Raw genomic sequence first — 24,198 nt, forward strand, 5'->3', positions numbered from 1 at the left:
GGCGTGTGAAAGGCAGGTGGCATGATACCGGGATGACCCTGAACGAGCGCCTGCGGGCCCTTGAAACCCTGGCACGTGCGCTGTGGCACGACGCGCTGAATTTTCCCTGGCGCAACACCGCCCTCACCCTGCGCGAGCGTTTTCGCGAGGACCGGCTGGGCATCACCGCCAGCAGCCTGACCTTCACCACCACCATCTCCCTGGTGCCGCTGTTCACCGTGGCCCTGGCCATTTTCAGTGCTTTTCCCATGTTCGACCGCCTGCAGCGCACCCTGCAGCGCTCGCTGGTCGAGAGCCTGGTACCCGAGGACATCGCGCGCCAGGTGCTCACCTACCTCAACCAGTTCGCGGCCAAGGCCGGCCAGATGGGCTGGGCGGGCGCGCTGGTGCTGCTGTTCACCGCGCTTGCCCTGATCCTCACGATCGACCGCAAGCTCAACGACATCTGGCGTGTGCGCCAGTCGCGCCCCTTCACCCAGCGCGTGCTGGTGTACTGGGCCGTGCTCACGCTCGGGCCGCTGCTGCTGGCCGGCAGCGTGGCGGTGACCTCCTACGCCTTGAGCGCCTCGGGGGGTTCGATGAACCGTCTGCCCGCGCCGCTGCGGCTGCTGTTCGACTCCCTGCAGATCGTGCTGGTCACAGGGGGCCTGGCGGCCCTGTACCGCTACGTCCCGAACACGCGGGTGCGCTGGGGCCACGCGCTGCTGGGCGGCCTGTTCGTGGCCGTGGGCCTGGAGCTGGCCAAGAACGCGCTGGGCTGGTACCTCAAGCAGGTGCCCACCTTCTCCCTGGTCTATGGCACCTTTGCCACCGTGCCGATCCTGCTGGTGTGGATCTACCTGGCGTGGGTGATCGTGCTGCTGGGCGCGGTGGTGACGGCCTACCTGCCCAGCCTGTTGTCGGGCGTCGCGCGGCGCGGCGACACGCCGGGCTGGGGCTTCCAGCTTGCGCTGGAACTGCTCGCCGAGCTGCAGGCGGCGCAGCACACCGAGCACAGGGGCCGGAGCCTGGAGTCGCTGGCCAACACCCTGCGCGTCGATCCCTTGCAGCTCGAAGAGCCGGTGGCCGCGCTGGTGGCGCTGGACTGGCTGGGGCGGCTGGACGAAGACGGCGAGCGCTATGTGCTGCTGGTGGACACGACGGTCACACTCATGGCACCGCTGCTGGAGCGGCTGCTGCTGGCGCAACAGTCCCACACGGACCGTTTCTGGTTCGGGAGCCACTGGGCGCGCATGACCGTGGCGGAAGCCTTGCCAGCGGCCGCGCTCAGTCCACGCTGAACGGCGCGGCCAGGAACCCGCGAAAGCGTGCGCGCCCGCCGCGCACCGGCGTGTCGGTGAGGCGGTAGCCCGGGAAGCGCTGCAGGAAGCGGCCGATGGCGATGCGACCCTCCAGCCGCGCCAGGCTCAGACCCGCGCACTGGTGGATGCCGAAACCGAATGCCAGATGCTTGTTGCCCTCGCGCTCCAGGTCCAGCACTTCGGGGTGGGTGAACTGCGCCGGGTCGCGGTTGGCCGCACCGATGCACAGCGTGACCAGCGTGCCCGCGGGCAGCGCCACCCCGCCGACCTGGGTGTCCTGGACGGCGCGCCGGTTGCCCAGTTGGTTGGACGACTCGAAGCGCAGGAATTCGTCGACCGCGCGGCCGAGCACGGCTTCCTCGGCCACCGCGTCGCCCGCGCTGGCCTTCAGGGCGTGCTGCAGGCGCACGCGCGCCTCGGGGAACTCCTGCAGCGCGATCAGGCCATTGCCGATCAGGTTGGTGGTGGTCTCGTGGCCGGCGTTGAGCAGGAAGATGCAGTTCTGCAGCAGCTCGACTTCGCTGAGCTGATCGCCATTTGTTTCGCCCTGGATCAGCCGCGTGAGCACGTCGCGCTCGGGGTCCCCCGGGCGCTGCCGGCGCGCCACCACCAGCGTGCGCAGGTAGGCCAGCATCTCGCTCACCGCCTGGTTGCCCAGCGCCTGCTGCTGCGGCGTGATCGTGGGCTCCAGCGCGCCCAGGATGGCCAGCGACCAGGCGCGCAGCGGCCCGCGGTCGCCGTGCGGCACGTCCAGCAGATTGCCGATGATCTCCACCGGAATCGCCGACGCGAAATCCTCGATCAGGTCGCCCCCGCCGCGCGCGGCCATTCCATCGAGCAACTGGTCCACCAGCGCGATCAGGCCGGGCTCCATTTCCGCGATGGCACGGCGCGTGAGCGCGCCCATGATGAGACGGCGCACGCGGGTGTGCAGCGGTGGGTCGTTGAACACCAGGCTGGTGGTGTGGTGCTCGAACAGCGGCGAGCCGGCGCCGTACTTGGGCGCGAACTCCACGTGCTTGTCGGAGCTGAAGGCCTGCGCGTCGCGGTACACCGCCATCAGGTCGGCGCAGCGCGTGAGGAACACCGAGCCGTCGGGCATGCGGCGCACCGGCTCGGTCTCGCGCAGCGCGGCGTACACCGGATAGGGGTTGGCCAGGAAGTCGGCGGGCAGGGCGCGCAGGTCGAAACTTGCGGCGATGGCCTGCGCGCGGGCCGCGGTCATGGGCGGGGTGATCGGGTTCATCACGGTGGTGGCCCTTCAGCGCGCAAGGAAGTCGCGGATGGCGAACAGCGTTGCCTCCGGGGCCTCGGTCATCTGGTGGTGCCCCACCGGCAGCGCCACGGTGTTCATGGACTTGCCGGCACCGCGCGCGGCCTCGATCAGGCCCTGCGCTGCGCGGGGCTGCGTCATCTGGTCCTGCGCGCCGAGCACGAACAGCACGGGACAGGTGATCTGGGCCATGGCCGCCTCGCCCCCGGTATAGCTGTCGCAGGCCACGAAACCGCGGTGGAACACGTTGACCTCCGCATTGCTGCGCAGCACGCGCCTGCCCAGCGCCAGGCTCGCCCCATAGACCCAGGTGCCCGGGCCGAGCGCCGAGGGTGGCGCGGCCAGGGTGCTGCGCGAGAACACGTTGATCATCTTCAGGCCCTTCTCGGGCTCGTTGAGCGAGGCCTCGATCAGCGCGGGCGAGACCTTCATCGGGTAGGCAGTGCCCACCAGCACCAGGTGGCTCACGCGGTCCTTCAGCCGGCCCGCCGCTTCCAGCGCGATCAGCGACCCCCAGCTGTGACCCACCAGCGCGGCGCGCTGCACACCGGCCGCGTCGAGCAGCGCGGCCACGAAACCGGCCGCGGCCTCCACCGTGGCAGGCGCCTCGCCCTCGCTCTTGCAGTGGCCGGGCAGGTCGATGGCGAGCACGTTCCAGCCGTGGTGGGCCAGGTAGCGGCTCTGCAGGATCCAGACGCTGTGGTCGTTGAGCACGCCGTGGATGAAGACCACGGTGGGCTTGGCGGCGTCGAAAGGCTTGCCGCCGGTGTAGCAGTAGGTGCTGGCGCCGTTGACTTGGAGGTACATGATCAGGCCCCCGCCTTTTCTGCGGCCTTCAGCGCGCGTTTCAGGTCGTCGATCAGGTCGTCCGGGTCTTCCAGGCCGATCGACAGGCGGATGGTGCCCGGGCCGATGCCGCCGGCGGCCAGCGCTTCGTCGCTCATGCGGAAGTGCGTGGTGCTGGCCGGGTGGATCACCAGCGAGCGGCAGTCGCCCACATTGGCCAGGTGGCTGAAGATCTTCAGCGCCTCGATGAAGGCCTTGCCCTGCGCGCGGCTGCCCTTGATGTCAAAGCTGAAGACCGAGCCCGCGCCGCTGGCGCCGAAGCGCAGCAGTTTTTCGGCCAGCGCGTGGCTGGGGTGGCTCTCCAGCAGCGGGTGGCCGACGCGGCCCACCAGCGGGTGGCTGGCCAGGAACTGCACCACCTTCGCGGTGTTGTTCATGTGGCGGTCCATGCGCAGAGACAGCGTCTCGATTCCCTGCAGGATCAGCCAGGCGCTGTGCGGGCTCATGCAGGCGCCGAAGTCGCGCAGGCCCTCGCGGCGCGCGCGCAGCAGGAAAGCGCCCACCGTGCTTTCCTCGCTGAACACCATGTTGTGGAAGCCGTCATAGGCCTCGGTCAGTTCGGGAAACCGGCCCGACTTCTCCCAGTCGAAGCTGCCCGCGTCGACCACCACGCCGCCGATGACGGTGCCGTGGCCGCTGAGGAACTTGGTGGCCGAGTGGTAGACCAGGTCGGCACCATGTTCGAAGGGCTTGATGAGGTAGGGCGTGGTGAGCGTGGAGTCCACCAGCAGGGGTACGCCGGCCTCGTGCGCGATCTGCGCCACGGTGGGAATGTCGAGCACGTCCAGGCCCGGGTTGCCCACGGTCTCGCCGAACAGCAGCTTCGTGTTCGGCCGCACGGCCGCGCGCCAGCCGTCGATGTCGCCCGGCTTGACGAAGGTGGTTTCGATGCCGAAGCGGCGCATGGTGTAGTGCAGCAGGTTCTGGCTGCCGCCGTAGAGCGCGGTGCTGGCGACGATGTGCGAGCCCGCGCCCATCAGCGTGGCCACGCTCAGGTGCAGTGCGGCCTGGCCGCTGGCGGTGGCGATGGCGCCGATGCCGCCCTCGAGTGCGGCCATGCGCTGCTCGAACACCGCATTGGTCGGGTTGCTGATGCGGCTGTAGACGTGGCCGGCGCGCTCCAGGTTGAACAGCGCGGCGGCGTGGTCGCTGGATTCGAAGACAAAGGACGTGGTGAGGTGGATCGGCACGGCGCGCGCGCCCGTGCTGGGGTCGGGCGTGGCGCCCGCATGCAGCGCGAGCGTGTCGAAGCCGGGATCGGAATAACCGGGCATGGGGAATGTCTCCTGTCGGAAAGGTGCGATAACGACCCGCCGCCGGGCCGCCCCAAGGCGGATCAGCCCCCTCGGGGGGCAGCGACCCGCGCAGCGGCGCAGCGTGGGGGATTCGAGGATTGTGGGCTATATTGCACGAACGCCAGCCCCGCTGGAGACACACAGACACCGAGGAGAACGGCCATGAAAGTCAGCGACATCATGCGTGTCAAGGGCGGCACGCTGTACACAATCCAGCCGCAGGAATCGCTCGAACGCGCGATCGAGACCATGTCGCAGTTCGACATCGGTTCCCTGGCCGTGATGGAGCACGGCGACCTCGTCGGCATGCTCACGTTCCGCGAAGTCATCCACACGCTGGCGAAGAACGGCGGCACGCTGGGCGGCAAGACCGTGCGCACGGTGATGGACGACCACCCCATGACCTGCACTCCCGAGACCGAGCTGGAGCAGGTGCGCCCCATGATGCTGGAGCGGCACACGCGCTACATGCCGGTGATGGACAACAAGATGCTCATGGGCGTGATCAGCTTCTACGACGTGGCCAAGGCCGTGGTCGACAGCCAGAACTTCGAGAACAAGATGCTCAAGGCCTACATCCGCGACTGGCCCGAAGAGGAAACCGGCAAGAGCGAGTCGAACTTCCCCTGATCGTCCATCGCAGAAGCAAAACGCCCCGCAAGCCGGGGCGTTTTTCATGGGCGCCGCAAAGGCTCACGCCGAGTCATGAATCATGTCGCGCACCTTTGGGTAGATCTGCTGGTTCCAGCGCCGCCCGCTGAAGACGCCGTAGTGGCCCACGCCGGTCTGCACGTGGTGGGTCTTGCGGTAGGGGCGCACGCTGCTGCACAGGTCCTGCGCGGCCACGGTCTGGCCCACCGAGCAGATGTCGTCGCGCTCGCCTTCGACCGTCATGAGCGCGGTGCGCCGGATGGCCGCCGGGTTCACGGTGCGGCCGTTCCAGGTCAGCACGCCGCGCGGCAGGTCGTAGGTCTGGAACACCTTCTCCACCGTCTCCAGGTAGAACTCGGCCGGCAGGTCGTTGACCGCGAGGTACTCCTCGTAGAAGGCCTGGATCACCCCGGCCTCTTCGGTGCGGCCCGCCAGCAGGTGGTCGTAGATGTTGCGAAAGGACTGCTTGTGGCGGTCCGGGTTCATGCTCATGAAGGCGGTGAGCTGCACGAAGCCGGGGTAGACGCGGCGCATCATGCCGGCGTGCGGGAACGGCACGTGGCTGATGAGGTTCTTCTCGAACCATTCGATCGGCTTGCTGGTGGCCAGGCGGTTGACCTCGGTGGGGTTGACGCGGCAGTCCACCGGGCCGGCCATCAGCGTGAGGCTGCGCGGCTGGGCGGGGTTGTCGTCCTCGGCCATGATCGCCGTGGCGGCCAGCGCGGCCACGCAGGGTTGGCACACCGCCACCATGTGGCTGCCCGGGCCCACGGCCTCGGTGAAGCGGATCATGTACGTGATGTAGTCGTCCAGCGAGAAGCCGCCATGGCGCAGCGAGACGTCGCGCGCGTTGTGCCAGTCGGTGATGTAGACGTCGTGGTCCTGCAGCAGGGTGCGCGCGGTCTCGCGCAGCAGCGTGGCGAAGTGGCCCGAGAGTGGTGCGACCAGCAGCACTTTCGGTTGCGGCTCGGCGCCTTCCTTGCGAAAGCGCAGCAGGGTGCCGAAGGGCAGGGTGAGCACGGTTTCTTCGGTCACCGCGTATTCGCGCTCGCCCACCGTGACGCCGTGGATCTGGTAAGGCGGGCGCGAGTGGGTCAGCCGCAGGCGCGAGATCACGTCGCAGGCGGCGGCGACCTTGCGCACCAGGCTGCCTTCGGTTTCACGCAGCCAGAGCGAGGCGCTCAGGTGCTGTGCCGCCAGGCGCAGCGGCGAGATCAGGTCGGACTGGAGCTGGTAGGCCTGATACATCATGGTTTCTTTCCTGGGACAACGTGTCGCATTGCAGGCAATTAACGGGCCAGCACCCCGCATGCACCGACCCGGTGCGGGGGCGGCGCACAGCGATGGCACAGCCCTTGCTCTGACCCTGCTCCCAAGAGGAGCATGCCCACCATGGCCAAAGCAGCAGCGGTACTGACGATCAGCAGCAAGAACTACGGTGCCTGGGCCCTGCGCGGCTGGTTGATGGCCCGCATGGCCGGGCTGGCGTTCACTGAGAAGGTGATCTCACCGGACGACCCGGCCATGAAGGCCGAGATGCTGCTGCTCTCGGCCTCGATGCGCGTGCCGGCGCTGGAGCACGACGGCATCCACGTGTGGGACACGCTGGCGATCGGCGAATACCTCAACGAAATCAAGCCCAAGGCCGGGCTGCTGCCGGCCGATCGCGCGGCGCGCGCGCACTGCCGCGCCATCTGCGGCGAGATGCATTCGGGCTTTTCGGCGATGCGCTCCTCGCTGCCGATGAACATCAAGGCCTCGTTCCCGGGCTTCAAACTGTGGTCGCGCGCGCAGACGGACATCGACCGCATCGAAGCGATCTGGACCGAGTGCCTGGAGACCTACGGCGGCCCCTACCTGTTCGGCGAAAAGCCCTGCATGGCGGACGCGATGTTCGCGCCGGTGGTGACACGTTTCATCACCTACGAGGTGCTGATCGGAGAGGCCTGCGTGGCCTACTGCGACACCATCATGGCGCTGCCGGCCATGAAGGAGTGGGTTTCTGCGGCGGAGGCGGAGCCGGACGACATCGACGAGCTGGATGCGGAGTTCTGAGGTCTGGTTTCGCTCGCTGCGTGGTGGGCGGCCGAGGGCCTGGGCCATGGGCCGGGCGGCTTCGGTGCGCTGCCCCTTGCTGCGCAAGGGGTTCGCTGCGGTGCTCGGGTGAGCGGCCCGCGGCAGAACTCGCTGCGTGGGCTGCGCCCACTCCGCTCAAACAGCTGCCGCAAGTCAGTTTACGAAGCGCGCTTCGCGCGCGGCCGCACACCCTGCGCGCCTCGCCAGCGCACAGGCGCCCCCCAGCCCATGGCCCAGGCCCTCGGCAGGGGCGGGTTGGCTATTGGCGGTGAGGGACCGTTTGGTGTCGGCTACGATGTCTCAGATCGGCCAGAAGCTGCCCTTCGCCGTGCACTACCCCATTCACCGCTTGCACATGCAAGCTGAAATCCCTCGGTGACGAATATGTGGATGCAACTCCTGAAATTTTGCACCGGCGTCCTTGCTATCGTGACCTTGCTGTACAGCGCATTGGTAGGACTGATGATTTGGGAGGGCCTTGCCCCGGCCGCCTGCCAAGCAAGCCCAGTTTGCAGTTCTTCGCCTGTGACCATGCCAAGCGAACGATTTGGGGTGGCCATGGTTGTCGGAGTTAACAGCTTGTTAGTTGGTAGTCTGTGGTGGGCAATAGTTTGGGGAGTGGACAAGGTCAGAAGTGGCTCTACCACTGGTACCTTGTTTGGGGCACTGAGAAACAGCGCCCATGTCGGTCGCTGGATATATCTGAGTGCCAGCGCAGTCTCGCTTTTCGTCCCGTGGCTATTTGCCGTCTTCTGGGCAGTTGTGCTCTTCTTCAGCGCGCTTGCGACAGTGCCGGCAATTCTGTATTTGCTCTGGAAGAATCTCTGAGCTGCGGGTGCAATGCGGCCTTCCGCTACGGACCGCTTAGGGCCCAAAGTACGCATTCCCCAAACCCTGCTCTGCCGATACCGTACTCGTCAGGCGAGGGGCTGTGGGTGGGGTGGCGCCTATGCCGTGCCGAGAAGCGCAGGATGGCCGGCCCGCGCGCGCAGCGCGCTTCGTGATCTGACTGGCGGCAGCTGTTTGAACGGAGCGGGCGCAGCCCGCGCAGTGAGTTCTGCCGCCGGGCCGGCCATTCGAGCATCGCAGGGGACCCCGAAGGGGCACGGCATCGAAGCCGCTCCGCCCGCAGCCCCTCGCCTGACACCCGCCAACAAGGCAGGCGTGAAGAACGTCAAGACGTCCAGGGCGTCGGCTTCGGAATCTCACACACCGGCTCCACATCAATCGACTTGAAATCGGCCGGCGAGACGATCTCCAGGTACTCCATATCGGGCGAGTAGTCGAACAGGTAGTGGCTGATGCCCGGGCGCTGGTGCACGCAGTCGCCGGCTTCCACCAGTGTCTCCTTGTCCTCGTACATGAAGCGTGCCCAACCCTTGAGCATGATCACGATCTGGAAGTCTGCCTCGTGCCGGTGCCAGCCCGTGCCTTCTTCCGGCGGCATGTTCGCCTTCACCAGGTGGGCGATCACCTTGCCGTGGGTGGCGGCAGCGATGCCGAGGTCGCGGTACAGGAAAAAATCGCGCAGGCCACCGCTGACGTAGTCGCCTTCGCCGCCCTTGACGTGCGAGAACAGGGTGGAAGTTCGGTCGAGCATGGAACGCTCCTTTCTGGGTATGGACAGCATCCAGACTGCTGCGCTGCAGCACAAAGCACGAAATGTTCCCGTGGCCCGGCAGGCCGAACGGTCGCATTCCAGAGCGTTTCACGCACCAGACTGGCCCACCGGTGCACCAGCGAGCCTCAGGGATAATCCAGCGCATGAGCGGCAACACCTTCGGCACCCTGTTTTGCGTCACCAACTTCGGTGAATCCCACGGCCCGGCCATTGGCTGCGTGATCGACGGCTGCCCGCCGGGCATGGCGCTCAGCGAGGCCGACATCCAGGCCGACCTGGACCGCCGCCGCCCCGGCACCTCGAAGTTCGTGACCCAGCGCAACGAGCCCGATGCGGTGGAAATCCTCAGCGGCGTCTATGAGGGCAAGACCACCGGTACCCCCATTGCCCTGCTGATCCGCAACACCGACCAGCGCAGCAAGGACTACGGCAACATCCTGCAGACATTTCGCCCGGGCCACGCCGACTACACCTACTGGCAGAAATACGGCATCCGCGACCCGCGCGGTGGCGGGCGCAGCTCGGCGCGCCTGACCGCGCCCACCGTGGCCGCCGGCGCGGTGGCGAAGAAGTGGCTCAAGGAGCGCTACGGCACCAGCTTCCGCGGCTGCATGGCGCAGATCGGCGAGATGGTGATCCCGTTCGAGAGCTGGGACCACGTGCCGAACAATCCCTTCTTCGCGCCGGTGGCCGACGTCTCGGCGCTGGAGGCCTACATGGGCGAACTGCGCAAGAGCGGCGACTCTTGCGGCGCACGCCTGCGCGTGACGGCGCAGGGTATGCCGGTGGGTCTGGGCCAGCCGCTGTACGACCGGCTCGACGCCGACATCGCCTACGCCATGCTCGGCCTCAATGCCGTCAAGGGCGTGGAAATCGGCGCCGGCTTCGCCAGCGTGGCGCACAAGGGCAGCACGCACGGCGACAGCCTCTCGCCCGAGGGCTTCAAGGGCAACAACGCCGGCGGCGTGCTCGGCGGCATCAGCACAGGGCAGGACCTGGAGGTGGCGATCGCGATCAAGCCCACCAGCTCGATCCTGATCCCGCGCGAGACCATCGACACCACCGGGCAGTCCGCCGAGATCATCACCAAGGGCCGCCACGACCCCTGCGTGGGCATCCGCGCCACGCCCATTGCCGAAGCCCTGCTGGCCCTGGTGGTGATGGACCACGCGCTGCACCACCGCGCCCAGTGCGGCGACGTGCAACTGCCCACGCCGGACATCGCGGCGGCGGGGCGCGCCTGACCACGTCCTTCGTTTCGTGCACCCGTCCCACCCGTTCGGGCTGAGCTTGTCGAAGCCCATGCGAGCCCTTCGACAGGCTCAGGGCGAACGGGGATTGCTGTGAGCGGGAGGAGGCAACTCTTTCCGTTCGCCGCGCTCTCTGCGAGCTACTTCGCGCACATCGGCTTCTTCAACCCCTACTTGCCGCTGTGGCTGAAAGAGCTGGGCTTCGGCCTGATCGCCATCAGCGTGCTGACCTCGGTGCAGTCGGCCACGCGCCTGTTCGCGCCCTATCTCTGGGGCTCGCTGAGCGACCGCACTGGCGAGCGCGTGCGCCTGCTGCGCTACGGCGCCACGGCCGCGCTGCTGCTCTCGCTGGGCCTGTGGTTCGACGCCGGTGGCGTGGTGCTGTTCGTGGTGCTGCTGCTCATGTTCAGCCACACCAGCGGCATGATGCCCATGAGCGAGGCCGCGCTGGCGCACCTGGTGAGCCGGGACGGCGCGTTCGACGCCAAACGCTACGGCCGCGTGCGCCTGTGGGGTTCGCTGGGTTTCCTGGTCACCGTGGTGGCCGCCGGGTTCTGGTTCGAGCGCTTCGGCATGCTGCACTTCCCGGCGTGGACGCTGGGCACGCTGGCGGCGGTGGCGCTCAGCACCTGGCTGCTGCCCGACGTGCGCGAACCCGCGCACACCAGCGAGCGCCCGCAGCCGGTGGGGCCGGTGCTGCGCCAGCCGCCGGTGCGCTGGTTCTTTGCCGCCGTGTTCTTCCACGTGCTCGCGCACATCTTCATCTACATCTTCTTCTCGCTCTACCTGGACTCGCTGGGCTACAGCAAGACCGTGATCGGGCTGCTCTGGGCGCTGTCGGTGGTGATCGAGATCGGCTGGTTCTTCACCCAGGGCCGCTGGCTGCCGCTGCTGTCGTTGCCGGGCTGGCTGGTGCTTGCTGCGGCGTTGATGGCGCTGCGCATGGGGCTCACGGCGGGGCTGCCGCTGGTGCTGCCGGTGCTGCTGCTGGCGCAGGCGCTGCACGCCATCACCTTTGCCGCGCACCACACGGTGTGCATCGCGCTGCTGTCGCAGCACTTCCCGGGCCGGTTGCGCGGGCGCGGGCAGGCGCTCTACGCCGTGGTGGGCTACGGCCTGCCGGGGCTGGTGGGCGGGCTCACCGGCGGCCTGCTGAGCTCGGCGCTCGGGCTGGCCAGCGTGTTCTGGCTCTCGTCGGCCTGCGCCGTGGTGGCCTGCCTGTGCGCGCTCAGGGCAAGGGCGTGGCAGAGAGCCAGCGCCGCAACGGGTTGAACCCCGTCACCAGCGCGGTGGCCAGCAGCACCAGCGCACCGCCGGCGAAGATACCGGGCGAGAGTTCCTCGCCCAGGAACAGGTGGCCCCAGGTCACGCCGAACACCGGGATCAGGAAGACCGGGCTCATTGCCGCCACCGGCGTGACGTGGCGGATGATGCGCAGGTGGGCCCAGTAGGCCAGGCCCGAGGTGACCACGCCCATCACCAGCACCGCGGTCAGCGCGGTCGGCGTGAACTGCGCCTGCGGCCAGGCCCAGAGCGCGCCCGGAAACACCAGCACCATCGCGGCGAGGTGGATGCCGGCGGCGATTGCCAGCGGCTGCATGCGGGTGGTGGCGCGCTTCATCAGCGGGGTGGCGCAGCCGTAGCAGGCGGCTGCCAGCACGCAGGCCAGCGCGGCGGCGAGGGTGGCGGCGTCGGGTCGCACAGGGCCGAGTTGCACGATCAGGGCCACGCCGGCGAAGCCGCAGACACAACCCAGCAGCTTGCGCGCGTTGAGCGTGTCCTCCTTGAACCAGGCCGAGGCCAGTGTGCCGAACAGCACCGCGGTGGTGTTGAGCAGCGCGCTGTAGCCGGCTGGCAGGCGCAGCGCGGCCCAGGCATAGAGCAGAAAGGGCGCGGCCACCGACAGCGCGCCCAGCAGCAACAGTTCGCGCCAGTATGCCCAGGGCCAGGCTTGCCGCAGGCCGCGCATGATGAATGCCAGCGTGAGGCCGGCCAGTGCCACGCGGCAGCCCGCGAGCACCAGGGGTCCCATCACCGGGCTGGCGATGCGGATGAACAGGAAGGACGCACCCCACAGGGCGGAGAGACCCACCAGTTGGGCGAAATGGCGCGTCTGCACCGAAGGTACTCAGCGCGCGGCCGCTGCGATCTTGCGCGCCAGGCCTTCGAGGGCCAGCGAATAGCCCTCGGTGCCGAAGCCGATCACAATGCCGGCCGCCGCGGGCGAGACGTACGAATGGTGGCGGAAGGCTTCGCGCGCGTGCACGTTGGAGATGTGGATCTCGATCACGGGCAGGGGTTTGACGCCGCTGATGGCGTCGAAGATCGCCACCGAGGTGTGGGTGAAGGCGCCCGGGTTGAACACCACGCCGGCGATTTCACCGGCCTTGTGGCGCCGGCCCGCTTCGTGGATCTTGTCGATCAGCGCGCCCTCGTGGTTGCTCTGGAAGGCTTCGAGCTCAAAGCCCAGGCGCTGCGCATCGGCGCGGCACTGGGCCTCCACGTCAGCCAGCGTAGTGGAGCCATACAGGCCGGGCTCGCGGGTGCCCAGCAGGTTGAGGTTGGGGCCGTTGAGCAGCAGAAGGGTGGGCATGGGTGTTCCTGGGGGCTTGCGCAATGAATGGCCGTTCGCGTTGAGCTTGTCGAAACGCTCGCCTCAGGTGTGAAAGGCTTCGACAGGCTCAGCCCGAACGGAAGGAGCTTAAACCAGCGGCACGGTGAGCTGCTCCAGCACGGCGCGGGTGTCGGGCCGCACGCCGCGCCACCAGAGGAAGGCCTCGGCGGCCTGCTCCACCAGCATGCCCACGCCATCGGCCACGCGGCTCACGCCCGCGGCCTGCGCCTGGCGCAGGAAGGGGGTGAGGCCCTTGCCGTAGACCATCTCGTAGGCCAGCGCACCGGGCGCGAACAGGCCGTCCGGCAGGGGCAGGGCGTCCTGCGAGAGGCCGGTGGAGGTGGCGTTGATGACCACGTCGAAAGCCTGGCCCGTCAGCGTCTCGTAGCCACCGGTCTGCAGCGGCGTGTGTGCCGCGAAGTCGTGCCGCAGCGCGTGCGCCTTGTCGGGCGTGCGATTGGCCACGGCCAGCAGCGCGGGCCGCTCGGCCGCGATCGGCAGCAGCGCGCCGCGCGTGGCGCCGCCCGCGCCCAGCAGCAGCACCCGCTTGCCGGCCAGGGGGCAGGCCAGATTGCGCTGCAGGTCGTTGACCAGGCCCACGCCGTCGAAGTTGTCGGCCAGGATGCGCTCGCCGTCGAACTTGAGGCAGTTGGCAGCGCCCGCCAGGCGTGCGCGCTCGCCCGATTCGGTGGCCATCTGGAAGGCCTGCAGCTTGAACGGCAGGCTCACGTTGACGCCGCGCCCGCCCTCGGCACGGAAGCGCCGCACCGTGTCGGCAAAACCGTCGAGCGGGGCCTCGATGGCGGTGTAGGCGATGTCCTGGCCGGTGGCGCGGGCGAACAGGCTGTGGATCAGTGGCGATTTGCTGTGGCCGATGGGGTGGCCAAGGACGGCATAGCGGTCGGTCATGAGAAGCGCGGCGTTGGAAAGCCGCCATTGTCGCGCAAGGCCCTGGCCCCGCTGCGGGCTTGGCGCCGGGCCTACCATGGCGGCCATGAACACCACGACGACCCCCACCACCCCGCTCAAGATCGATTTCGTCTCCGACGTCTCCTGCCCCTGGTGCGCCGTCGGCCTGGGCGCGCTGGAAGAGGCGCTGCAGACACTGAAAGGCCAGGTGCGGGCCGAGCTGCATTTCCAGCCCTTCGAACTCAACCCCCAGATGGGCCCCGAGGGCCAGGACATTGGCGAGCACCTGGCCGAAAAGTACGGCTCCACAGCCGAGCAGCAGGCGCAGATTCGCAACACCATCCGCGCGCGCGGCGCCGAGGTCGGCTTCGAATTCAACCCCGCCGGGCGCGGCCGCATCTGGAACACCTTCGACGCGCACCGCCTGCTGCACTGGGCCGAGCTGGAGGGCGCGCCAGGCCAGCAGCACGCGTTGAAAAAAGCCTTTCTTGCCGCCTGCCACACGCGCTCGGAAGCCATGGGCCACCACGACGTGTTGCTCGCCTGCGTGCGCGAGGTTGGCCTGGACGAGGCGCGGGCCCAGGCCATCCTGGCCAGCGACGAGTTCATGCAGGACGTGCGCGAACGCCAGCAGTTCTACCTGCAGCACGGCATCCACTCGGTGCCGGCGGTGATCATCAACGACCGGCACCTGATTTCCGGCGGGCAGCCAGCGGCGGTGTTCGAGCAGGCCTTGCGGCAGATTGCGGCTGAAGCTGCGTAGTTGGCTGGCGGGCCCTCACCCCCGCCCTCTCCCAGCGGGAGAGGGAGTGAAGACATTTCAGGCCGGCTGAGTGAGTGCTTTTGCGATGCGATGGCGCCCCACGGTCGACTTGGGCACCTTGCCGGGCAGGTGGCTGAACCAGGCGCGCACGTCGTCGTCCAGCCCGATGCCGTGCATGTAGTTGTAGATCGCCTTGCGCAGGCCGATGCCGAGGGCGTCGTGGTCCACGCCCGTGGGGTCGATGAAGCCGATGTCGTTCTTCGCGAACGTGACCTCGGGCAGCGGGATCAGTTCGATGCCGTAGGCGGCCGGGTCCAGGCCCACGGGTGAGTGCACGGTGCATGAGAAGCGGTGGAAGAATCCGCTCTGTATGCAGCCGTTCTCGAACAGCTGGCGCACGTACTCCAGCGCGTCCACCGTGTCCTGCACGGTCTGCGTGGGAAAGCCGTACATGAGGTAGGCGTGCACCAGGATGCCAGCGTCCGAGAAGCCCTTGGTGACGCGCGCCACCTGTTCGACGGACACGCCCTTCTTCATCAGCGTGAGCAGCCGGTCGCTGGCCACTTCCAGCCCGCCGCTCATGGCGATGCAGCCGCTGTCGGCGAGCCGCTGGCACAGCTCGGGCGTGAAGGTTTTTTCGAAGCGGATGTTGCCCCACCACGAGATGGGCAACTGGCGGCGGATCAGTTCGTCGGCCAGGGCCTTCAAGGCCTTGGGTGGCGCGGCCTCGTCCACGAAGTGGAAGCCGGTCTGGCCGGTTTCGGTCACGATGGCCTCGATGCGGTCGGCCAGCGTGGCCGCCGACGCGGTTTCGTAGCGGCTGATGTAGTCCAGGCTCACGTCGCAGAAGCTGCACTTCTTCCAGTAGCAGCCGTGCGCCACGGTGAGCTTGTTCCAGCGCCCGTCGCTCCAGAGCCGGTGCATGGGGTTGAGCATGTCGAGCAGGCTCAGGTAGCGCTCCAGCGGCAGGCCATCCCAGGTGGGCGTGCCCACATCCTCAAAGGGCACGTCGGGCTCGACGAAGTTGATGTAGCGCACGGATTCTTCTTCGCGCACGAAGGTGCGCACCAGCCGCTGCTTCGAGCGTTTGCGCTGCAGGTATTCGATCAGCGCGAGCAGCGGGCGCTCGCCCGCGTCCAGCGTCACGTAGTCGACGAAGTCGAACAGGCGCGGTTCGGCCAGTTCGCGCAGTTCGGTGTTGACGAAGCCGCCACCCAGCGCGATGGCGATGTGCGGGTTCTGCGCCTTGATGGTCTGGGCGATGCGCAGTGCCGCGTAGAGCGCGCCGGGGAAGGGCACCGAGAGCAGCACCAGGTCGGGCCGGTGCTGGGTGAGGGTGGCCAGGGTGAGGGTGTGCAGCAGCTCGTCCACCAGCGTGGGCGGCGCGGCCAGCGCGGCGGCCATGGGGTCGAAGCTGGGCTGGCTGCTGGCGAGCGACTCGGCGTAGCGCACGAAGCCGAAGCGATCGTCCACCGCGTCGCGCAGCACGTCGGCCAGGTCGTTGAGGTACAGGGTGGCGATGTGGCGCGCCTTGTCCTGCACGCCCAGCGCGCCGAAGGCCCAGGCCAGTGGGTCGCCACCTTCTTCGCTCAGCGCCGCGTCCACATACACCTCCAGTGCGGCAAAGCGCGGGCCTTCGGGCAGCAACTCGCGTGCGGCAATGCGGTGTGCGAGCGTGGAATCGCGGCCCTGCAGGAAGGCGATGACGGGGCCGATGCTGGCGCGGTAACGCTCGAACTGGTCCAGGAAGGCGTGCACGCTGGCCGTGCGTTGCGCTTCGGGTTGGGCGAGCGCGCGGCCGCGCACGGCTTCGAGGCCGGCGGGGGTGAACAGCTGCAGCACCAGCGCCAGCGCCAGGTCGGCCTGCACGGCGTCGATGCCACGCGAGCGCAGAAAGCCGGTGAGGTAGGCGGTGGAGGGGTAGGGCGTGTTGAGCTGCGTCATCGGCGGGATGAGGCTCAGCACGCGCAGTGCTGCGGGGGTGGTCATGGGGTGTACGTTCGGGACAAGGGCGATCTTACGGCGCGGCTCGCGCCGCGCTGCGCCCGGGGTCTCCGCCGCAGGAGTGGACGCCGTGCGCGCAGGGGCCTAGCATGCGCGGAGCATCTGCAAGGAGAACGCCATGAATCGGTGCATCAGGTCCATGCTGTGGGTGATCGCGGGCTGCCTGGGCTCGCTGGCCGGTGGCGCGGCATCGGCGCAAGGCCGTCTCGATGCCGAGTTGCTCAAGCTCTACGGCGGTCGCTACGCCGTGGACTGCGCGGACGTCCGGTCGCCGATCGTGCGGGTGGAAGCGGCGCAGGCCATGGTGGAGCAGGGTGGCCGCCGCCTGACCGCGCAGTCCTTGCAGGCGGCGCATTCGTATTTTGGCCAGTCTGCGCCGCCGGGTTTTCTGGTCGCGCTGCTTGGCCAGGTGCAGGGGCGCCATGAGATGGTGTTCCTGGTGCAGGCCGATGGCCGCGGACAGTACATCGGGATCGACGGTGACAAGACGGTCATGGCCCAGCTGGGCGCGCTGGGCAAGGTGCAGTTCCGCAGCTGCGATGCGGCCATCAACCAGCGAGCCGTGGCACAGATGCGGCAGGAGCAGCAGGCGCGCACGGCGGCGGCCGCGCCCGTGGCCAGCGGCAGTGCGAAGCATCCCTCGGAGCTGATCCGCGATGCGCGATTCAAGGCGGTGTACCGCCGCGCGCTGGGGCCGCTGGTCTCGCAGGCCTGGCTGGCACAGATGAACGGCCCGGCTGTGGATCTGAAACAGGAGCAGGTGGCCGGCACCGCCTACCAGCTGGTGGCCTTCTGCAAGGCGCACGACTGCGGCGACAACAATGCGGTGCTGCTGTACGACGCGCCGCAGGGCCGCGTGTACGGTTTCGTGCACATGAAGGGCGGCAACACGGTGCTGGGATCGCCGCCCGGGCCGGTGATGGCCGAGCTCAACCGCCTCTGGCGCCGCGAGTGGCGCCAGGGCAAGTGAGCCGGCTTCCGGCCCACAAGTGGCCGACCGGTGTGCCCGCAGACTGTGGCTTGGATTATGTGTGCATCGATGTGCACATATAATCCGCAGCATGGCCCAGTCTTTCAAACCGTCGTCTGCATTGCAAGGCATTCCTGGGCAGGCGTGCGCGTGCATCGACGCCCTGGACTCGCAGTTCATGAAGGCGCTGGCTGAACCGGCTCGCCTGGCGATTCTGAAACTGCTGGTGGTTCACCGCCGAATGGATGTGGGCGCTGTCGCTCGCGAATGTCCACAAGACCGCAGCGTGGTCCTGCGGCACCTGCAGATTCTGGAGCGGGCGGGGGTGGTCCGCAGTGAGTCGGTGGGGCGGCACACTTTTTATGCCATTGACGGGGATGGCGTGAGCGATCAGCTCCAACGGCTCACGTCGCTGGTCGCTGAGCTTCGCAAGACCTGCTGCCCTTGAAAAAATTTGCCTAAACTGTGCATATGTGTGCACATGAATTCATAAGGAGATGATGATGTCGCTCTGGATTGCGGGCTTGGTGCCCGTGCTGCTGGTTTTCTTCTGGTTCACCGAGCGCTGGTTTGCCCATCGCACCTATGAGCCCATGCCTCACTGGTCGCTGTGGGGCCTGATCTTTGTGGTGTCCACCTCAGTGGTGGGGACGGTCACGCCTTGGCTACTGGGGGCCATGGGCATGTCGGCTTCCATGTGGCCACAGGCCATCGCATGGGGCGCCTGGGGGTATCCCGCAGGGGTGTTGGCAACGTCGCTGGCCTACTACGGCTGGCACCGCCTGGAGCACGCGTCGGACCGATTCTGGCGCTGGAGCCATCAGCTCCACCACAGCCCGCGTCGCGTCGACACCGCCGGGGCCTTTTACGCGCACCCAGTGGAAGTGGCGGTCAAAACCAGCATCGGGTTGCTGATGACCACGGTACTGCTCGGACTCGATTCACTGACTGCATCCCTGGTGCTGGCCACGCTGACAGGCTTGAGCCTGTTTCAGCACTGGAACATCAACACCCCGCAGTGGCTGGGCTGGATCCTGCCCCGGCCGGAGATGCATGCCTGCCACCACGAGCGGGATGTGCACGCCAGAAACTACAGCGATCTTCCGCTGTGGGACCTGGTCTTTGGCACGTACTTCAATCCCCCCGAATTTCGGGGATCCGTCGGTTTCGACCAGGACAAAGCCCTGCGCGTGGGCGACATGCTGATGATGCGCGACGTGCACCGCAGCGAACACCGCCCGGCTTGTTGTGCATTCCGCAGCGGTTGATCCGATGTGCGAAGGCCCCGCGCCTGATCAGCCCAGTTCGCTCAGCGGCACGCAACTGCAGAACAGGTTGCGGTCCCCATACACGTTGTCCACGCGGCCCACGGGCGACCAGTACTTGGCATGTGCCCGGGTGGATGCGCTGGCCGCGCCGACGTCGCGCGCATAGGGGTGCGGCCAGTCGGCCGTCATGAGGCTGGCGGCGGTGTGCGGCGCGTTCTTCAGCGGGTTGTCGTCCTGCGGCCAGGTGCCGGCTTCAACAAGACGGATTTCCTCCCGGATGGCGATCATCGCGTCGATGAAGCGGTCGATCTCCTCCAGCGTCTCGCTCTCGGTGGGCTCGACCATCAGCGTGTTGGCCACCGGGAAGGACAGCGTGGGGGCGTGGAAGCCGTAGTCGATCAGGCGCTTGGCCACGTCCTCGGCCATCACACCGCTGCTGTCCTTGAGCTGGCGCAGGTCCAGAATGCACTCGTGCGCGACATGCCCGTTGGCGCTGGCATACAGCGTCGGGAAATGGTCACCGAGCCGCGCGCTGATGTAGTTGGCCGACAGGATGGCCGCCTCGGTGGCGCGCTGAAGGCCCTCGGCGCCCATCATGCGGATGTACATCCACGAGATCGGCAGCACGGCCGCGTTGCCCAGCGGCGCGGCAGAGATGGCACCGACGCCATTGACCGGCAGGCCGCCCGCCGCGTGGCCGGGCAGGAAGGGCACGAGGTCCTCCACCACGCAGACCGGGCCCACGCCGGGGCCACCGCCGCCATGCGGAATGCAGAAGGTCTTGTGCAGGTTGAGGTGGCTCACGTCGCCGCCGAACTCACCCGGCGCGGCCACGCCCACCAGCGCATTCATGTTGGCCCCGTCCACATACACGCGCCCGCCGTGCTGGTGCACCAGGGCGCAGAGTTCCTTCACCTGCGTCTCGAACACGCCGTGCGTGCTGGGGTAGGTGATCATCACCGCCGCCAGGTTCGCGCTGTGCTGCTCGCACCGGGCCTTGAGGTCGGCCAGATCGACGTTGCCGTTCTCGTCGCACCGGGTCACCACAACCTGCATGCCCACCATCTGTGCGCTGGCCGGGTTGGTGCCGTGGGCACTGCTGGGGATGAGGCAGACGTTGCGGTGGCCCTCACCGCGTGAGCGGTGCCAGGCCTGGATCACCAGCAGGCCGGCGTATTCGCCCTGCGAACCCGCATTGGGCTGCAGGCTGATCCCGGCGTAGCCGGTGGCCTCGCACAGCCAGCGGCGCAGCTGCTCGTCGAGCAGCACGTAGCCCTGGCGCTGGTCGGCCGGCGCGAACGGGTGGATGTGCGCGAACTCGGGCCAGGTGATGGGGATCATCTCGCTGGTCGCGTTGAGCTTCATGGTGCACGAGCCCAGCGGGATCATGCTGCGGTCCAGCGCGAGGTCCTTGTCGGAGAGCGCGCGGATGTAGCGCAGCATGCCGGTCTCGCTGTGGTGGCTGTTGAACACCGGGTGCGTGAGGAAGTCGCTGGTGCGGCGCAGCTCGGCGGGGATCAGCGGCTCCACGCCTTTTTCGAAAGCCTCGAAGCCGGGCAGCGCCTGGCCGTAGTGGGCGAACACCTGCCAGAGCTGGACCACGTCCTCGCGCGTGGTGGTCTCGTCGAGCGAGATGATCAGGTACTCGCCCCAGGCCTTGCGCAGGTTGATGCCCATGCCCAGCGCGCGCGCCAGCAGCGCATCGGTCTGGTCGCCGGTGTGCAGGGCGATGGTGTCGAACACGCCACGTTCGCCGTGGTGGGTGCCTCGGTGGCCCAGCTGCTCCAGGCCTCTCGCCAGGATGGCGGTGTAGGCGGCCACGCGCTGCGCGATGCGTTTGAGGCCCGCGGGGCCGTGGTACACGGCGTACATGCTCGCCACCACCGCCGGCAGCACCTGCGCGGTGCAGATGTTGCTGGTGGCCTTCTCGCGGCGGATGTGCTGCTCGCGCGTCTGCAAGGCCAGCCGGTAGGCCGGGTTGCCGTGCGTGTCCACGCTCACGCCCACCAGGCGCCCGGGCAGGCTGCGCTTGAACTCGTCGCGGCAGGCCATGAAAGCCGCGTGCGGGCCGCCGTTGCCCATGGGCATGCCGAAGCGCTGCGTATTGCCGACGACGATGTCGGCGCCCATCTCGGCCGGTGTCTTGAGCAGCGTGAGCGCGAGCAGGTCGGCTGCCACGACGAAGGCGGCCTGCTTGCCATGCACGGTGGCGGCGTCCTGCGTCCAGTCGTGCAACCAGCCGCTGGAGGCGGGGTACTGGGCAAACGCGGCGAAATAGTCGTCGGCCGCGAGCATCGTGGCCCACTCGTCGCCCGACATGGCGATGCGCAGCTCCAGACCGAGCGGCTGCGCGCGCGTCTGCATCACCTCGATGATCTGCGGGTGCGTGTCCCCCGAGACGACCATCGCGTTCCCCCGTGCCTTCACCGAGCGGCGCGCCAGTGTCATGGCTTCGGCGGCAGCGGTGGCCTCGTCGAGCATGGACGCGTTGGCGATCGCCATGCCGGTCAGGTCGGTCACCATGGTCTGGAAGTTGACCAGCGCCTCCATGCGACCCTGCGAGATCTCGGCCTGGTAAGGCGTGTAGGCGGTGTACCAGGCCGGGTTCTCCAGCACGTTGCGCAGGATGACGCCCGGCGTGTGCGTGCCGTGGTAGCCCTGGCCGATGAAGCTTTTGAGCACACGGTTGTGCTGCGCGATCGACTTGAGTTCGGCCAGCGCGGCCGCTTCGGTGACGGGCGCGGGCAGGTCCATGCCTCTGCGGCGAGCGATGGAGCGCGGCACGATGCCGTCGATCAGCGCGCGGCGCGAGGCCTCGCCGATGACCGAGAGCATGTGGGCTTCGTCGGCCTCGCTCAGGCCGATGTGGCGCGCCACGAATTCGGACGGATTTTCGAGATCACCCAGGGGTTTGACGGCGGGCATGAGCATGGAGGGCCTCAGGAATGGGGGGTCACTGCCCGGCGGCAAAGCTGTTGTAGGTGGTTTCGTCCAGCAGTGCATCGACCTGCGCCGGCTCGGAGAGCTTGACCTTGAAGAACCAGCCGGTCTTGAGCGGGTCGCTGTTGGCCAGCGAGGGGTCCGCGCGCAGGGCTTCGTTGACCTCGGTCACTTCGCCGCTGACGGGCATGTAGACGTCGGCCGCGGCCTTCACGGACTCGACCACGCCGGCCACGTCCTTCTGCGCGAAGCGCTTGCCGACTTCGGGCAAATCCACGAACACCACGTCGCCCAGCGCGTCCTGCGCGTGCACGGTGATGCCGACGGTGGCGATGCCGCCGTCAACGGTGATCCATTCGTGGTCTTCGGTGTACTTGGTGGTCATGGGAAGGCTCCTGAAAAAAGTGGGGGCGAAAAGGGGTCAGCCGCGGAAGTAGCGGTTGGGGACGAAGGGCATGGCGCGCACTTCCATGGGCACGGGCTTGCCGCGCACGAGGGCCACCACCAGCGTGCCGATGGCTGCATGGGCGGGGTTCACATAGCCCAGGGCCACCGGCTTGTCGGCGCTCGGGCCGAGCAGTCCGCTGGTGACTTCGCCGATGGCCGTGCCATCGAGGCTTTGCAGTTGTGTGTGTTCGCGCACCGGAATGCGTTCGAGCGCGACCAGGCCGACGCGCTTGCGTGGCAGCGGCTCGGTGCCATCGAGCTGGGCCAGCACACGCGCGGCGCCGGGAAAGCCGCCGGCGCGCGCGCCGCCCGTGCGGCGCACCTTCTGCATCGCCCAGTTGAGAGAGGCTTCCACGGGGGTGGTGGTGGCATCGATGTCGTTGCCGTAGAGGCACAGGCCGGCTTCCAGGCGCAGCGAGTTGCGCGCGCCCAGGCCCACCGGTTTCACCTCGGGCTCGGCCAGCAGGGCGCGCGCTAGGGCCTCGGCACGGTCGCCGGGCACGGAGATCTCGAAGCCGTCTTCGCCGGTGTAGCCGCTGCGGGTGACGAACAGGTCGGCGCCTTGCCAGTTGAAGGATGCGCCGGTCATGAACACCAGTTTTTCGACGCCAGGCACCAGGCGCTGCAGCGCGCTCACGGCCTGCGGTCCCTGCAGCGCGAGCAGGCCACGGTCGGGCAGGGGGATGACCTGGCAGCGCGCGCCGATGCGCGCCTGGATGTGCGCGATGTCGCCGACCTTGCAGGCGCCGTTGACGATGACGAACAGATCGTTGCCCCGGTTGACGAACATCAGGTCGTCGATGATGCCGCCTTCATCGTTGAGCAGCAGGCCATAACGTTGCTTGCCCACGGCAAGATCGATCACGTCCACCGGCATGAGCGACTCGAACGCGGCGGCGGCGTCGGGGCCGACCAGGCGCAGCTGCCCCATGTGCGAGACGTCGAACAGGCCGGCGGCGGCGCGGGTGTGGTGGTGTTCGGCCATCAGGCCGGCGGGGTACTGCACCGGCATCGAATAGCCGGCGAAGGGCACCATGCGGGCGCCCAGTTCGGTGTGCAGCGAATGCAGCGGGGTCTTGAAGAGGTCGGCGTCGGACACGGAGAGCTCGCAGGGAAGGGCAGGCCCGGGTAGGGCGGAACACGGTTCATCCGTGCGCTGCCCCGCTGTCCGCTTTACCTGAGAGATTCACGCGGGCGATGCCGCGCTTGCTCCTTCGGTGGGCCGCTTCAAGGAGCGGCCTCTCTCCAGGGGGGTACACCGGCCTTGCGGCCCGTGTTTGCCAGTCCTTTTGCCTGAGCGTTCAGGGCACCCGGTGTGCGGTACCGCCTGCGCCTTCGGCGAGCCCCTTCACTGCGCGATGGGGCTTCTCTCCTGACTGGGCAAGTGTATCGCACGGGATGGGCCTGGCAGGCGGATCAGGGCGTTTCGAGCGCCGATTCCGGCAGCAGGCGGGCCAACCGTTCGCTGATGCTGTCGGCGCGCTCGCTGCCGGCCAGGCGCTCGACATCGGCCATCATGGCGCGGCCGACCACCAGCATGCCCTGCAGGTCCCGCGCCTCGCGCAGCGCGTCGCGATGGTGCTGGGCGAGCGCCTTGTCACGCGGCGCGAACATGCGCTCGCTCAGGTCGAACAGGAACATGCGCGCGCTGGCCATCGAGCGCGGGCCCGAGAAGGCATCGGCCGACACCGCTGGCGCCTGGAGGTTCCGCGCGGGGGGTGCCGGGGCGGGCTCGGGTGACTCGTCCACCAGGTAGCCACGCGCCAGCAAGCCGGCTGCCAGGTCGCGTCCCTGGCCCTCGAACAGGGCAAACAGTTCGGCATCGGCCTTGCGGCCATCGGCCATGAGCAGCAGGGCGCGTTCGCGTTGCGCCAGCTGGCGCTGTCCGGGCTGCAGTTCTGCCCTGGCTTTCTCGGTCTTGTTCAGCATGGGTTTCACGACGTCGTTCTCGGAGCCTGCACTGTGGCCAG

Annotated in this window: 23 protein-coding genes and 2 riboswitches; of the genes, 10 read left to right on the forward strand and 13 right to left on the reverse strand. The window is 68.0% G+C overall.

The genetic code is table 11. The annotated features are described in order from the left end of the window. Positions 1-32 precede the first annotated feature (32 nt). Positions 33-1,280 carry a YihY family inner membrane protein gene (locus K5880_RS05700; RefSeq protein WP_297649698.1) on the forward strand — a complete coding sequence of 416 codons (1,248 nt, stop codon included), beginning with the start codon at positions 33-35 and terminating at the stop codon, positions 1,278-1,280. Here K5880_RS05700 and K5880_RS05705 read toward each other — a convergent pair. Genes K5880_RS05705 through K5880_RS05715 form a run of 3 tightly spaced genes read right to left on the reverse strand, consistent with a single transcriptional unit; the run spans position 1,267 to position 4,694 of the window. After that, the gene (locus tag K5880_RS05705; protein ID WP_297649700.1) at positions 1,267-2,547 is read right to left on the reverse strand and encodes a cytochrome P450; all 1,281 of its coding nucleotides are present in this window, start codon (positions 2,545-2,547) and stop codon (positions 1,267-1,269) included. The two genes, K5880_RS05700 and K5880_RS05705, sit on opposite strands and share 14 nt — an antisense overlap. A gap of 15 nt (positions 2,548-2,562) precedes the next feature. Then, positions 2,563-3,381: an alpha/beta hydrolase gene (locus K5880_RS05710; protein WP_297649702.1), complete on the reverse strand. Its 819-nt coding sequence runs from the start codon at positions 3,379-3,381 to the stop codon at positions 2,563-2,565. A 2-nt stretch (positions 3,382-3,383) separates the two neighbouring features. Further along, positions 3,384-4,694: an O-acetylhomoserine aminocarboxypropyltransferase gene (locus K5880_RS05715; RefSeq protein WP_297649704.1), complete on the reverse strand. Its 1,311-nt coding sequence runs from the start codon at positions 4,692-4,694 to the stop codon at positions 3,384-3,386. Positions 4,695-4,877: 183 nt separating this feature from the next. On the opposite strand from K5880_RS05715, the gene K5880_RS05720 reads away from it, so the two are divergent. Then, a complete protein-coding gene (locus tag K5880_RS05720) occupies positions 4,878-5,345 on the forward strand; it encodes a CBS domain-containing protein (protein ID WP_297649706.1) in 468 nt (155 codons plus the stop codon). 63 nt (positions 5,346-5,408) lie between these two features. On the opposite strand, the gene phaZ is transcribed toward K5880_RS05720, so the two are convergent. Next, entirely contained in the window at positions 5,409-6,617 is a 1,209-nt protein-coding gene (gene phaZ / locus K5880_RS05725; protein ID WP_297649708.1) for a polyhydroxyalkanoate depolymerase, read from the reverse strand. Positions 6,618-6,758: 141 nt separating this feature from the next. Here phaZ and K5880_RS05730 point away from each other — a divergent pair, with 141 nt between their 5' ends. Together K5880_RS05730 and K5880_RS05735 are read left to right on the forward strand one after the other, a co-directional pair. Further along, a complete protein-coding gene (locus K5880_RS05730; protein ID WP_297649709.1) occupies positions 6,759-7,421 on the forward strand; it encodes a glutathione S-transferase in 663 nt (220 codons plus the stop codon). A gap of 411 nt (positions 7,422-7,832) precedes the next feature. After that, the gene (locus K5880_RS05735; protein WP_297649710.1) at positions 7,833-8,270 is read left to right on the forward strand and encodes a hypothetical protein; all 438 of its coding nucleotides are present in this window, start codon (positions 7,833-7,835) and stop codon (positions 8,268-8,270) included. Positions 8,271-8,616: 346 nt separating this feature from the next. Here K5880_RS05735 and K5880_RS05740 read toward each other — a convergent pair whose 3' ends face one another. Beyond that, positions 8,617-9,042: a cupin domain-containing protein gene (locus tag K5880_RS05740; RefSeq protein WP_297649711.1), complete on the reverse strand. Its 426-nt coding sequence runs from the start codon at positions 9,040-9,042 to the stop codon at positions 8,617-8,619. Positions 9,043-9,206: 164 nt separating this feature from the next. Between K5880_RS05740 and aroC the strand changes: the two genes are divergently transcribed. Together aroC and K5880_RS05750 are read left to right on the forward strand one after the other, a co-directional pair. Then, positions 9,207-10,307: a chorismate synthase gene (gene aroC, locus K5880_RS05745; protein WP_297649712.1), complete on the forward strand. Its 1,101-nt coding sequence runs from the start codon at positions 9,207-9,209 to the stop codon at positions 10,305-10,307. 99 nt (positions 10,308-10,406) lie between these two features. Next, entirely contained in the window at positions 10,407-11,585 is a 1,179-nt protein-coding gene (locus K5880_RS05750; RefSeq protein ID WP_297649714.1) for an MFS transporter, read from the forward strand. Here the strand turns inward: K5880_RS05750 and K5880_RS05755 are convergent. The 3 genes from K5880_RS05755 to aroE all read right to left on the reverse strand — a co-directional run bounded on the left by K5880_RS05755 (position 11,542) and on the right by aroE (position 13,836). After that, positions 11,542-12,432 (reverse strand): DMT family transporter, encoded by an 891-nt coding sequence (locus K5880_RS05755; RefSeq protein WP_297649716.1) that lies wholly within the window; start codon positions 12,430-12,432, stop codon positions 11,542-11,544. The genes K5880_RS05750 and K5880_RS05755 overlap by 44 nt on opposite strands. A gap of 9 nt (positions 12,433-12,441) precedes the next feature. Continuing rightward, a complete protein-coding gene (aroQ, locus tag K5880_RS05760; RefSeq protein ID WP_297649718.1) occupies positions 12,442-12,906 on the reverse strand; it encodes a type II 3-dehydroquinate dehydratase in 465 nt (154 codons plus the stop codon). A gap of 108 nt (positions 12,907-13,014) precedes the next feature. Next, positions 13,015-13,836, reverse strand: coding sequence for a shikimate dehydrogenase (gene aroE, locus K5880_RS05765; protein ID WP_297649720.1), 822 nt, complete (start codon positions 13,834-13,836; stop codon positions 13,015-13,017). An 85-nt stretch (positions 13,837-13,921) separates the two neighbouring features. Between aroE and K5880_RS05770 the strand changes: the two genes are divergently transcribed. After that, positions 13,922-14,599, forward strand: a complete 678-nt coding sequence (locus K5880_RS05770; protein ID WP_297649722.1) for a DsbA family oxidoreductase — start codon at positions 13,922-13,924, stop codon at positions 14,597-14,599. A 57-nt stretch (positions 14,600-14,656) separates the two neighbouring features. On the opposite strand, the gene K5880_RS05775 is transcribed toward K5880_RS05770, so the two are convergent. Next, positions 14,657-16,588: a B12-binding domain-containing radical SAM protein gene (locus K5880_RS05775; RefSeq protein WP_297649724.1), complete on the reverse strand. Its 1,932-nt coding sequence runs from the start codon at positions 16,586-16,588 to the stop codon at positions 14,657-14,659. A gap of 133 nt (positions 16,589-16,721) precedes the next feature. Between K5880_RS05775 and K5880_RS05780 the strand changes: the two genes are divergently transcribed. The 3 genes from K5880_RS05780 to K5880_RS05790 all read left to right on the forward strand — a co-directional run bounded on the left by K5880_RS05780 (position 16,722) and on the right by K5880_RS05790 (position 18,841). After that, a complete protein-coding gene (locus tag K5880_RS05780) occupies positions 16,722-17,573 on the forward strand; it encodes an Ivy family c-type lysozyme inhibitor (protein ID WP_297649726.1) in 852 nt (283 codons plus the stop codon). Positions 17,574-17,664: 91 nt separating this feature from the next. Beyond that, positions 17,665-18,021, forward strand: a complete 357-nt coding sequence (locus K5880_RS05785; protein ID WP_297649728.1) for a helix-turn-helix transcriptional regulator — start codon at positions 17,665-17,667, stop codon at positions 18,019-18,021. A 79-nt stretch (positions 18,022-18,100) separates the two neighbouring features. Further along, the gene (locus tag K5880_RS05790; RefSeq protein WP_297649802.1) at positions 18,101-18,841 is read left to right on the forward strand and encodes a sterol desaturase family protein; all 741 of its coding nucleotides are present in this window, start codon (positions 18,101-18,103) and stop codon (positions 18,839-18,841) included. A gap of 27 nt (positions 18,842-18,868) precedes the next feature. Here K5880_RS05790 and gcvP read toward each other — a convergent pair whose 3' ends face one another. The 4 genes from gcvP to K5880_RS05810 form a co-directional block, all read right to left on the reverse strand. Then, positions 18,869-21,772 carry an aminomethyl-transferring glycine dehydrogenase gene (gene gcvP / locus K5880_RS05795; RefSeq protein ID WP_297649730.1) on the reverse strand — a complete coding sequence of 968 codons (2,904 nt, stop codon included), beginning with the start codon at positions 21,770-21,772 and terminating at the stop codon, positions 18,869-18,871. Positions 21,773-21,794: 22 nt separating this feature from the next. Then, on the reverse strand, positions 21,795-22,166 hold the full coding sequence (gene gcvH / locus K5880_RS05800) for a glycine cleavage system protein GcvH (RefSeq protein ID WP_297649732.1): 372 nt from the start codon (positions 22,164-22,166) through the stop codon (positions 21,795-21,797). Between the two features lie 36 nt (positions 22,167-22,202). After that, positions 22,203-23,327 carry a glycine cleavage system aminomethyltransferase GcvT gene (gcvT, locus tag K5880_RS05805; RefSeq protein ID WP_297649734.1) on the reverse strand — a complete coding sequence of 375 codons (1,125 nt, stop codon included), beginning with the start codon at positions 23,325-23,327 and terminating at the stop codon, positions 22,203-22,205. 55 nt (positions 23,328-23,382) lie between these two features. Then, a riboswitch (glycine riboswitch) is annotated at positions 23,383-23,487 on the reverse strand. A 12-nt stretch (positions 23,488-23,499) separates the two neighbouring features. After that, positions 23,500-23,613: riboswitch (glycine riboswitch) on the reverse strand. Between the two features lie 31 nt (positions 23,614-23,644). Then, positions 23,645-24,157, reverse strand: coding sequence for a hypothetical protein (locus tag K5880_RS05810; RefSeq protein ID WP_297649803.1), 513 nt, complete (start codon positions 24,155-24,157; stop codon positions 23,645-23,647). Positions 24,158-24,198: the final 41 nt, after the last annotated feature.

The organism is Hydrogenophaga sp., assembly GCF_025699295.1.
Lineage (GTDB): Bacteria > Pseudomonadota > Gammaproteobacteria > Burkholderiales > Burkholderiaceae_C > Hydrogenophaga.